We start from the raw sequence: 10,350 nt of genomic DNA, 5'->3' as shown, positions 1-10,350 counted from the left end.
CGCCGGTGCCGCCGGTGCCCCCGTTGCCGCCGTTGCCGCCGCTCCTGCCGCCGGCGCCGCCATTGCCACCGTTGCCGCCGTTGACGTTGACGCCGTTGCCGCCCGCGATGCCGGCCCCGCCCATCCCGCCGTGACCGCCGTTGCCGACCAGCCAACCGCCGTGCCCGCCGGCGCCGCCGACGGCACCCGCGCCGCCCCTGCCACCGGCGCCGCCGTTGCCCCACAGGCCGGCCGACCCGCCCGCGCCGCCGGCCACCCCGGCGGTCGTGCTGTTGCCGCCGGCGCCGCCGCTGCCGTACAGGAATCCGCCCGGCCCGCCGGGCTGACCCACGCCGTTGACCGTCGACCCGTTGGCGCCGTCGCCGATCAGTGGGCGCCCGAAAAGCGCCTGGGTCGGCGCGTTGATCGCATTGAGGAGGTTTTGTTCGGCGTTCTGCAGCTCGGTGTTCAGGTACTGCGCCGCGCCGCCGTTGACGAGCTGCACGAATTGCTGATGGAAGGACTCGGCCTGCGCGCTGAGGGCCTGATAGGCCTGGCCGTGGCCGGACAGCAGGTCCGCCACAGCCACGGACACCTCGTCCGCGGCCGCACCGACGACCGCCGTGGTCCGGCCTGCGGCCGCCGCGTTGGCCGCGCTGATTGTCGAACCGAGACTTGCCAATTCGTTTGCCGCCGCCGCCACCGTCGCCGGCTCGACCACCAGGTAGGACATCGCCGCCTTCCGCCAGTTTCGCCATCACGCAACGGGCGAAGCGTACCGGCGACGGGGGCTAGATCAGCGTCGCGACGCGTGGCCGGCTCAGCATTCCGGACGGCCGCTCAGGGCGGCGTGCTTTCCTTAACCCAACGCAGCTAGGTACCGGTCGCGTCGGTGGCCGCGATGAGCGCCTCGGCGAAGGTCTCCAGATCGTCGGCCGTGGTGTCGACGTGGGGCGAGATCCGCAGCAGGGGTGCCGTCAGCTCCAGGGGCGCCCGCGGCAGCCCGACGAAGGTGGTCACGATCCGCCGCTCGGCGAGCAGCCAGTCGCGCACCGCCTGCGGATCGGCGCCGTCGACCGGCGCCAGGGTGGTGATCGCGCTCGGCTCCGCGGCCTCCTCGACCACCGCCCAGCCGGGCACGTCGGCCAGCGTGGTGCGGCTCAGGCCGCCCAACCGGGCCAGGCGGGCCCGCACGGCCTCGGCGCCATACGCCAAGTGTTCGCCCAGCGCCAGCGAAAACCCCACGCGGGCAGCGATATTGGCCTCGCCGAACTCGAGCTGGCGCGCCACCGGCACCGGGGGCATCCATTCGGGCGCCGCCAGCCTCGGCCGCAGCCGCTCCATCAGCTCCGGACGCGCGGCGAGGAAACCCACCCCGCGCGGTCCGGCGATCCACTTGCGCGACGACGCATAGGTCACGTCGGCGCCGACCGCGCAGTCCACCTGGCCCAGCGCCTGGGCGGCGTCGACGACCAGGGGCAGCCCCAGTTCGCCGCACAACTCGGCCAGCATCGGCAGCGGTTGCACGACGCCGCTGTGGCTGCCGACCGCGGTCAGGTGCACCAGATCGGGCCGGTCGTTCTCCAGCGCGAGCGCGGCGTCGTCGAGGGCGAGCCGGCCGTCGCCCAGGGTGGGCAGCAGCCGGCTCTGAAATCCGTGGGCGGCCATCACGGCGAGGTTCGGGCCGTATTCGCCGGGCAGGCAGGCCAGCGTCCCCTTCTCTTTCGGCCAGGCGCCCAGCAGCAGGTCCAGGGCGTTGAGCGAGCCGGTGGTGAACACCACCTCGGCGTCGGGCAGGCCGCTCAGCGCGGCGGCCGCGAGGCGCCCCGCGTCCAGGGCGGGGGTGGCCGCCTCGGCCGCGACGTACCCGCCGACTTCGGCCTCGTTGCGCGCGTGCCGGGCGGTGGCGTCGATGACCGCGAGGCTCTGCCGCGAGCACGCCGCGCTGTCCAGGTGCAGACCGGCCACCGGCGGGCGGGCCGCGCGCCCCCGGCGGGCCAGCGAGTCGCCGGGCGTCACTTCACGGCCAGCGACAGGCCGAAGTCGCCCGCGCCGTCGGTCCACCACCGCGCCCGGCGCAGTCCCGCGCCCGCCAGTTCGGCGCCCACCCGGTCCGGGCGGAACTTGCACGACACCTCGGTGAGCATCTCCTCGCCGGCGGCGAACTCGACGGTCAGCCCGAGCGCGTTGACTCGCACCCGCTGCGCGTCGGTGGCCCGCAGCCACATCTCGATGCGTTCCTCGCCCTCGTTCCACCGCGCGACGTGCTGGTAGGCCTCGACGTCGAAGTCGGCGTCGAGCTGCCGGTTGATCACCGCGAGCACGTTGCGGTTGAAGCGGGCCGTCACCCCCACGGCGTCGTCATAGGCGCGCACCAGGCGCCCGACGTCCTTGACCAGGTCGGTGCCCAGCAGCAGGCTGTCCCCGGGCCGCATCACCCCGGCCAGCGTAGAGAGGAACTGTGCGCGCGGCTCGGGCGTGAGGTTGCCGATCGTCGATCCCAGGAAGACGAACAGCCGCCGCCCGCCGCCCGGGATCTCGCCCAGGTGCTGCTCGAAATCCCCACAGACGGCGTTGATTTCGATGCCGGGGTATTCGTGCTGGACCGCGGCCGCGGTCGCCGACAGCACGCCGGCGTCGACGTCGAACGGCACGAATCCGCGCAGCGAGCCGCGGCCGCGCAGCGCGTCGAGCAGCCGCCGGGTCTTCTCGGATGTTCCGGCGCCCAGCTCGACGAGCGTGTCGGCCCCGCTGGCCGACGCGATCTCGGCCGACCGGTCGCGCAGGATCTCGGCCTCGGCGCGCGTCGGGTAGTACTCGGGCAACCGGGTGATCTGGTCGAACAGGTCGCTGCCCACCGAGTCGTAGAACCACTTGGGCGGCAAGGACTTCGGCGTCCGTTGCAGGCCGTCGAGCACATCGCGGCGCAAGGCCTGATCCGCCGAGTCGGCGGCGAGGTGGTTGGACAGCGTCAGCGTCATCGAAATCCTTTCGAAATACCAGCCGAATCGTGCCTAGTCGAGCCGAGTCATCCGGACGCCCTCCGTGGTCACCTCGACCAGGTGCCGATCGGGAATGTCGTCCCATCCCGGCGCGTCGTCATACGGCTCGCTGGCCAGCACGACCCCGTCGTCGCGGCGCAGGATGGACAAGGTGTCGCCCCAGGTGGTCGCGAGCAAACGGGACCCGTTGGCGGCCAATACATTGAGGCGCGCGAGGGAATCGGCCGCCCCGATCCTCGAGATGGTATCGCCGAGCGCGTCGAGTCCGCGCTCGAAGATGACCGCCGCGAGTATCGCGCTGTCGCATACCGATTCGGCCGACGTGGTGGCCGGAAGCACCGAGCGGTCGACGATTCCGTTGTGTGACAACAACCATCCCCCGTCGGTGAATGGGGCGGTCGCGCTCGCTTCGATCGGCATGCCGACGGTGGCCGAGCGCACCGCGGCCACCACGCAGTGGCTGCGCAGCGCCGGCGCGATCGAGCCGAACGAGACATCGCCCCACAGCGGCGCGGGGCTGCGCCACCGCCGCGGGACCCCGCCTTCTGGGCCGTGCGACGAACGGTCGAAAAAGCCGACGCCCCAACCGTCGGCGTTCATCAGGCCGTGCTTCTGGCGGCGCGGGGCGTAGGACTGCACGCGCAGCCCGCAGGGCGGGTCGAGCACCAGTGAGGCCACGGTCACGTCGGCGCCGAGCCAGCCCAGGTGGCGACACATCAGGCCGATTCCTCCAGCACGTCCCAGGCCAAGCGCACCCCGGAGAAGATCTGGCGCCGCACCGGGTGGTCCCAGTTGCGAAAGCTGGGCCGCAGGATTCCCGGCTCGACGGCCCACGAACCGCCGCGCAGCACGCGGTAGTCGCCGTCGAAGAACGGCTGGGAGTAGCGCTCGTAGATCATCGGGCGGAATCCGGGCCAGGGGCGCAACGGCGAGGAGGTCCACTCCCACACGTCGCCGAGCATCTGCTCCGCGCCGTAGGCCGAGGCGCCGGCCGGGTACGCGCCGACCGGCGCGGGCCGCAGCGCGGCGCCGCCCAGGTTGGCCACGGCGGCCGTCGGCTCCTGAGCGCCCCACGGATAGCGGCGCCGGGCACCGAGCGCCGGGTCCCAGGCGCAGGCCTTCTCCCATTCGATCTCGGTGGGCAGCCGGGCGCCGGCCCAGGCCGCATAGGCCTCGGCCTCGAAGTAGCTGACGTGCTGCACCGGCTCGTCGGCGGGGAGGTCCTCGATGCGCCCGAACCGGGTGCGGGTGCGCGCGTCGGAGCTCCAGAACTGCGGCGCGGTGAGGCCCGCGGCCTGGCGGTGCTGCCAGCCGCGCTCGGACCACCACCGCGGCCGGTCGTAGCCGCCGTCCTCGACGAACTGGAGCCACTCGCCATTGGTGACCGGAACGCGGCCGATCCGGAAGGCCGGGACGTCGACGACGTGGGCGGGGCGCTCGTTGTCGAGCGAATACGGTTCGCTCGCGGCGTCCACGCCCAGCACGAACGGCCCGCCGTCGACGAGCGCCGACGTGCCCGCCAGCCCGGGCCGGCCCGCGGGCAGCGCCGCGTCGTCGCGCAGCAGCGGCGCGCCGCGGCGCAGGTTCAGCGCCTGCAGCATGGTTTCGTCGTGCTGGTTTTCGTGGCTGACCACCATCCCGAAGGCGAACACCGCCCGGTGGCCGGCGGGGTCGTCGGGCAAGGTGTCGAGGGCGTCCAGCGCCGCGGACCGCACGGTCTGGCAGTAGGAGCGCGCCTGTTGGGGCGACAGCAGCGGTAGGTCGACCCGGCTGGCCCGGGAATGTTCGAACGCGTCGTAGAGGCCCTCGACGGCCGGGGGCAGGAGGCCGGGGCGGGCCGGGTCGCCGCCGCGCAACAGCCAGAACTCTTCCTGCTGACCGATGTGCGCCAGGTCCCACACCAGCGGGCTCATCAGCGGGTGGTACTGGCGCCGCAATTCTGCGTCGTCGAAGTCGACCAGCCGCAGCGTGCGCGCGCGCGCCCGCGCCAGATCGTCGGCGAGCCGTTGCCGGGATGTCACGGGCCCCCTCGCGGCCAGCGCGCGGCTTCCGAGACGGTGGCGGCGATGCCGCGCTCGACGACCAGGTCGGCGAAGTCGTCGCCGGCACACCGGCCCTGCTCGACGGCCGCCACCAACCGCCGCATCGCGCCGGTCAGCTCCGCCGGCGCCCGCTCGGCGGCGAGGGCCACGCACCGGTTGGCCGCCTCGTGCAGCCGCCGGTCGCGCAGGCCGGCGCGGGCCGCGGTGTCCCAGGCGGTGGCGACCGGTTCGACGGCCTCCGCGGCGAGGTCGGCGGCGACCGGGTCGTCGAGCAGCGCAACCAGCGTGAAGACGACCGCCGACCACAGCGGCTCGGGCACGCTGTCGAGGTAGCGGATCTCCAGCCACTGCCGCGGGCGCACCGGCGGGAACAGCGTGGTCAGGTGGTATTCGAGGTCGTCGATCGTCGGCCGCCGGCCGCCCAGCAGCGCCCGTCCGTCGGCCCAGTCGGCGAACGGCACCCACCGGGTCACCGCCGCGCATTCCGAGGCCTCCGGGTTGCGCACCAGCATCACCGGGGCCTTCAGCGCATACCGCGCCCAGTCGGTGCCCGGGTCGTCGCCGCTGGCGCCGAGAATCGGACCGCAGCGCGCCGAGTCCATATCGCCCCACACCCGCTGCCGCGTGGAGGCCCAGCCGGTGAACTCGCCACGCAGCATCGGGGAGTTGGCGGCGACCGCGATCAGGGTGGGGCCCAGCGCGTGGGCCAGCCGGACCCGCGCCGCCCAGTCGGCCTGGGGCCCGGCGTCCAGGTTGACCTGGATCGATGCGGTGGATGTCATCATCGCCGCGCCGGCCTCCCCGGAACGGCTGGTGGCGAAGAACCGCTCCATGGCGCGGTAGCGCGCACCGGGGTTGATGCGCCGCGGCGGGCGCAGCGGGTCCGCGCCGAGGAAGACCAGGCCCAGGCCCGCGGCCGCGAAGCCCGCACGCAGCACGGCCTGGTCGCGATGCATCGCCTCGATCGCGGCGATCACCCCGTCGGCGGGCGGGCCGGACAGCTCGACCGCGCCACCGGGCTCAACGGTGACCAGGCTGCCGCCGGGCAGGGCGGGCAGGCCCTCGAGAGCCGCGGTGATCTCGGCCCAGCCGGGCCTGCGCCACGGGTCGGCCGGGTCGTGGCAATGCGCTTCCAGCTCCAGGCCGACGCGGCGCACCGGGCCGTCGATCAGGCAGGTTTCGGCGACGTATTGGGCCGCGGCGGCGGAGTCGGCGATTTCGGTCTGGGCGGCGCTGACGGCGGCTGACGTCATATCACGATCCCTCCAGGGCCCGACCGCGCCGGTAGGGGTCTGCGGGCCGCCCGTTGCGCAGCTAACCGAAAAATAATCGCCACTACTTCATCTTGCAGATCGCACCGACATATTCCCGTCTGCCGGACCTGCGGCCCGGATCCTTGGAAAACGGCCCACCCGAGTAGCCGCGTCCACGCTACTGGCCCAGCGCGTTCTGCATCGCCCCGGCCAGGACGTTGACCGCGGGGCCCGCGTTGCCAGACTGGCAAACCTTGGCCTGCAGCAACACGTTTTCCCGCAGCCTGGTTTGATCGAAGCACCGCCGGTCGGTGCCCGCCTCCTGCTTCGTCCAATTCGCGTCGGTGCCCGTCGCCGGGCCGCCGTCGAACGACCAGACCTGGGTGATCCCGTTGTCCAGATGCATCGCGGTGGTCTGCCCCGAGCAGCCGACGGTCCGGTCCACGACGCGGTGGAAGGCCCGGCCCGCGGCGTCATTGTTCGCGAACACCCCGACCGCCTGCTTGACGTAGTGGGTCTGGTCGCTGGGCGACGTCTGTGTGGTCGCCCCGTTGAACGACGCCAGGTCCGGGTCGTCGAACACCTCGGGCAGCCCGATGTCCGCCCAGTTGTTGCACACCGGCACGTCGACCGAAAAGCTTTGGACCGGCCGCGTGAATACCGACTCCCAGCCCATCGGCCCGCCGACGATGTTGCCGACCGAACCCTTTCCCAGGACCGCGTAGTTGACCACCCCGGGCTCCGACGGGTGAGCGGCCGCGACCGGGACGCCCAACGCTCCCCCGACCGCAACCCCGACGGTCACCATCGCGGCGACGATCCGCATGGTCATGGGTTTCGATCATGCCAGGGCGACCGCCGGCTGGCTCGCCCCGACGGCCGCGACGCTTCTCGGCGGCTTTACGGGCGCGGGTTACCGGGGGTGTTGGGCGCCGGCGCCGGCGGGCTCGGCGTCGGCGACTGGGCGGGGCCACCCGGGCCGCCCGGGCCGCCCGGGCCGCCCGGACCGCCCGGACCGTAGCCCGGAGGCGGACCGAACGGGCCGCCGGGCCCACCCGGACCGAACCCCGGCGGGCCCCACGGGCCGGGGCCGAACTGCCCCGTGCCGCCGCCCGGCCCGCCGGGGCCACCCGGGCCGCCGGGGCCGTACATCAGGCCGTGGTGGTGTTTGTGGTGGTGGCAGTGGTGGCCGATGCCCATGACCATGGCGCCGGCGAAGAAGACGGTGGACACGATGAAGACGATCCCGGCGACGATCACCACCCACGCGGCGGCGACGTACAGCTTGGGGGGCTTGGGCCGCTCGTACGCCCGCGGCGGGCCCGCGGCGGCGGGGGTCGGCTGCGCTGACGGTTCAGGTGTTTGGGTCATGCCTTGCATCGTGCCCCGACCGGGGAGCGCATAACAGGCTCGCGGGGCAATTGATGCTGTGAATTGGCCCGCCGGTTGCGGAAACGGTTGTCGCGCGGACGAAGCGCGGCCCGGCGCTCGTGCGAGCGCCGGGCCACTGTGCTGGGTTATCGACTCGCCGGAGACCTACGGCGTGCGGGTCGGTGCGACCGACGACGGAATCTGGCTGGGCCCGGGGGCGCCGGGCGCGACGGAGGCTGGTCCACCGCCCTGGTTGGCGCCGGGAGGGCCACCCGCGCCGGGGCCGCCGGGGCCACCGGGGCCGAAGCGGTGCGGATGCATCATCATGTGGTGCTTGTGGTGGTGGTGATGGTGGCCGCCGTGGTGTCCCAGCGCCATCCCCGTGAAGAAGATGACCGAGACGATGAACACGATGCCGGCGACGATGGCAACCCATGCCGCGGCGACGAAGACCCGGGGGGCCTTGTAGCGCACCGGCTCCGCCGCCGGCGCCGATGCGGGTGCGGTAGAGGTCCGCACGGTCGGTGTGTCAGGTGTTTCACTCATGAGACACATGATGCGGGCGTCAACAGTAGTTACGGCTATGCGCAAGTTAAGTGCCAGCTGTGAGCTGAAAACCCCGTTTACCTGCCCAAACCGTCCGGCGGGACGTCCGGATCCGGCTTGAATGGGTTGACCGCGAATCCGTTTCTCGGTGTTTGGCAAAGCAGACGTAAATTGGAAGAGATAGTCAACGCAGGTCAGGGGTGTTTGCATTGTTGGCGGCTAACGCGCTGTTCCTGATCTACTGCGGACGCACTGCGGACGGAAGGTGAAAGCCAATGGCGAAACAGACATGCCCGCGGTGCGGGATGGAGTCGAAGCGCGACGCATGGTGGGATCGGCATCCGGTCGCCGCGGTGATCGCAGGCCTGTACACGCTCACCTTCATGGCGATGATGCTGTCCGTGTACCCGGTCGCGGCCGCGGTGATGATCGTCGTCGCCGCTGTCAGTGGCCTGCTGTACAGTGCCGCCCGCGAACGACGACGAAGGGCCGCACTCGCGGCCCGGGCCGATTGGGAGCACCAGGCGCTGATGGCGGCGTCGCTGAGATGGCCGGCGCCCCCCGCACTACCGACGGCAACGCCGCCGCGGCGGCGGCGCGGGGCCGATCACTGGTCGACCACCGAGCCGATGCGGAAAAGCGCATGACAGTCCATGCGGACCTGGAAAAGTGGTGGGAGCATCGATCAGAGGACGAGCGCGCCAACCTCAAGCAGGCAGCGCGCCAAGCGTGGCTCGACGGCCCCACATTCAAACTGCTCTTCGACACCCGCTGTCCAGATCTGCCGGTCACCACCCAATGGCGAGACCAGGTGACACCTGCATCGCCCTGGCCGAGCCGACTGCGCGCTTTCATCGGCGCGCAGGACTAGAGATCCCGCCAATCGAACGGCTCTGGGACAGGCACCCGTCGGGCCACCGGCTCAGCGGCTATCAGAGCCACCCAACGCTCCCGACCCCCACAAAAAGCGGGCCACGACTGCATCCGACGCGACCCGTCACGCGCGAACGGCGAACCCCCGTTCGCGCGTTCCCAAGCATCAAGGAACCGCGCAACCGCACCGCACCCCTCCAGCTCGCCACCAAAGCGCGAGACGCGTTCCAGATGCCCGACGCCGCGGAACCAATCCCCGGGACGCCCATACTCGTCGCCCGCCGGTTCCTCGATCAGCCCAACCTCGATAGGCATTACTTGACCCTTCTCATCGGCCGCCCCGCACCCCACCGCGCCGCCGCCGCCGACTGATGCTGCACCGACTTCCCCGCCGACACACCAGCAAGTAGCGGCACCTTCGTCATGTGCTCGGTGATGGCACTGCGCTGCCGGCGGATCTCCGCGCTGAGCGACGCCAGCAGCGAATCCTTCGGCTCCGCACGCTCGAGCTCCGCATCCAACCGACGCTGCAGTAACTCGGCATGATCGGCAGCCACCACCGCGGCCTCGATGTGTGCCAGCTCAAGCGGATCCCACGCCAAGACTTTTCCGTCCGCCGCGCCCTTCGCCTCCAAGATCGCGTCAACGCGCGCACGAAGGGCCTTCCCGGCCCGCAAAGGCGCCCTACGACGCGGCTTAACCGGCCCATCACTCACGGCTGAAACCTCCTTCTACGTGCAGCAATAGCCGTCGACACCAGCTTCGGGCAGCCCGGATTTTTCGCGCATGCGCATCGACGCACCGGCGGACGCTATGCCGACCGGCGAAAGGCCTCGTGGCACACGGAGGCCGCCCCCCAGGGCCGGGTGACCCTCGAAGCTAGGCCGCCGCGCCCGCAGGCATAGGCGCTTACCCCCCACGAAATTTTTTTTTCTCCCACCAATCCGACGGTGCTGCGTGGTTGCCCATCGGCTGCGGCCGGTTGACCAGGCTGGCCGCAGCCGATGGGTTTCGTGTGCGGCGCGGGCGCAGCAGTGTCGGCCGCCATGTCCCGACACCGCTGCTGCACCGCACTGCGCCACGTCTAACTACCGCCCGCTCCGGCGACGGTGAACCGGCCGATGCGCGTTGGGCGCATCACCTTCCAACCAATCCGCCAGGTGGCGCGAACCTGGATGGCGTCCTGTGCGAACAGGGCGTGTTCGGAGGTCGCGATCCGGACAGGTCCGACTGCGCTGGCGATCGCGGTGGCGTCGACGACGACGCCGGTGCCGGCCGGGACGA

General features: G+C 71.8%; 12 protein-coding genes and 1 pseudogene. 2 read left to right on the top strand and 11 right to left on the bottom strand.

Translation table 11 applies throughout. The features are described from left to right. The 9 genes from BST11_RS25920 to BST11_RS25880 all read right to left on the bottom strand — a co-directional run. Nucleotides 1-712 (bottom strand): PE family protein (locus BST11_RS25920; RefSeq protein ID WP_142276586.1); only part of this gene is annotated, 712 nt, incomplete at its 3' end. A gap of 140 nt (nt 713-852) precedes the next feature. Further along, nucleotides 853-1,998 carry an ergothioneine biosynthesis PLP-dependent enzyme EgtE gene (egtE, locus tag BST11_RS25915; RefSeq protein ID WP_083141056.1) on the bottom strand — a complete coding sequence of 382 codons (1,146 nt, stop codon included), beginning with the start codon at nt 1,996-1,998 and terminating at the stop codon, nt 853-855. Beyond that, a complete protein-coding gene (egtD, locus tag BST11_RS25910) occupies nt 1,995-2,960 on the bottom strand; it encodes an L-histidine N(alpha)-methyltransferase (protein WP_083141055.1) in 966 nt (321 codons plus the stop codon). The genes egtE and egtD overlap by 4 nt, the downstream gene beginning before the upstream one ends. A gap of 33 nt (nt 2,961-2,993) precedes the next feature. Beyond that, a complete protein-coding gene (gene egtC, locus BST11_RS25905) occupies nt 2,994-3,698 on the bottom strand; it encodes an ergothioneine biosynthesis protein EgtC (protein ID WP_083141054.1) in 705 nt (234 codons plus the stop codon). Further along, complete coding sequence (gene egtB / locus BST11_RS25900; RefSeq protein ID WP_083141053.1) at nt 3,698-5,002, bottom strand: ergothioneine biosynthesis protein EgtB; 1,305 nt, start codon at nt 5,000-5,002, stop codon at nt 3,698-3,700. Before egtB ends, egtC begins: the two co-directional genes overlap by 1 nt. Continuing rightward, nucleotides 4,999-6,276 (bottom strand): ergothioneine biosynthesis glutamate--cysteine ligase EgtA, encoded by a 1,278-nt coding sequence (gene egtA, locus BST11_RS25895; protein ID WP_083141052.1) that lies wholly within the window; start codon nt 6,274-6,276, stop codon nt 4,999-5,001. The genes egtB and egtA overlap by 4 nt, the downstream gene beginning before the upstream one ends. A 178-nt stretch (nt 6,277-6,454) precedes the next feature. Next, nucleotides 6,455-7,102, bottom strand: coding sequence for a sensor domain-containing protein (locus BST11_RS25890; RefSeq protein WP_120313728.1), 648 nt, complete (start codon nt 7,100-7,102; stop codon nt 6,455-6,457). Nucleotides 7,103-7,176: 74 nt separating this feature from the next. Next, entirely contained in the window at nt 7,177-7,647 is a 471-nt protein-coding gene (locus BST11_RS25885; RefSeq protein ID WP_083141051.1) for a hypothetical protein, read from the bottom strand. A 165-nt stretch (nt 7,648-7,812) separates the two neighbouring features. After that, nucleotides 7,813-8,193 (bottom strand): hypothetical protein, encoded by a 381-nt coding sequence (locus BST11_RS25880; RefSeq protein WP_083141050.1) that lies wholly within the window; start codon nt 8,191-8,193, stop codon nt 7,813-7,815. Nucleotides 8,194-8,468: 275 nt separating this feature from the next. On the opposite strand from BST11_RS25880, the gene BST11_RS25875 reads away from it, so the two are divergent. Beyond that, on the top strand, nt 8,469-8,840 hold the full coding sequence (locus BST11_RS25875) for a hypothetical protein (protein WP_142276585.1): 372 nt from the start codon (nt 8,469-8,471) through the stop codon (nt 8,838-8,840). Further along, the gene (locus BST11_RS27390) at nt 8,837-9,064 is read left to right on the top strand and encodes a hypothetical protein (RefSeq protein ID WP_142276584.1); all 228 of its coding nucleotides are present in this window, start codon (nt 8,837-8,839) and stop codon (nt 9,062-9,064) included. Before BST11_RS25875 ends, BST11_RS27390 begins: the two co-directional genes overlap by 4 nt. A gap of 316 nt (nt 9,065-9,380) precedes the next feature. Here the strand turns inward: BST11_RS27390 and BST11_RS25870 are convergent, their stop codons facing one another. Continuing rightward, nucleotides 9,381-9,701 carry a hypothetical protein gene (locus BST11_RS25870; protein WP_142276583.1) on the bottom strand — a complete coding sequence of 107 codons (321 nt, stop codon included), beginning with the start codon at nt 9,699-9,701 and terminating at the stop codon, nt 9,381-9,383. A gap of 449 nt (nt 9,702-10,150) precedes the next feature. Further along, nucleotides 10,151-10,350: pseudogene (locus BST11_RS27750) on the bottom strand (phage major capsid protein); the annotation flags it as partial.

The sequence above is a fragment of the Mycobacterium alsense genome (assembly GCF_002086635.1).
Classification (GTDB): domain Bacteria; phylum Actinomycetota; class Actinomycetes; order Mycobacteriales; family Mycobacteriaceae; genus Mycobacterium; species Mycobacterium alsense.
This window is presented reverse-complemented; position numbering and strand designations above follow the sequence as displayed.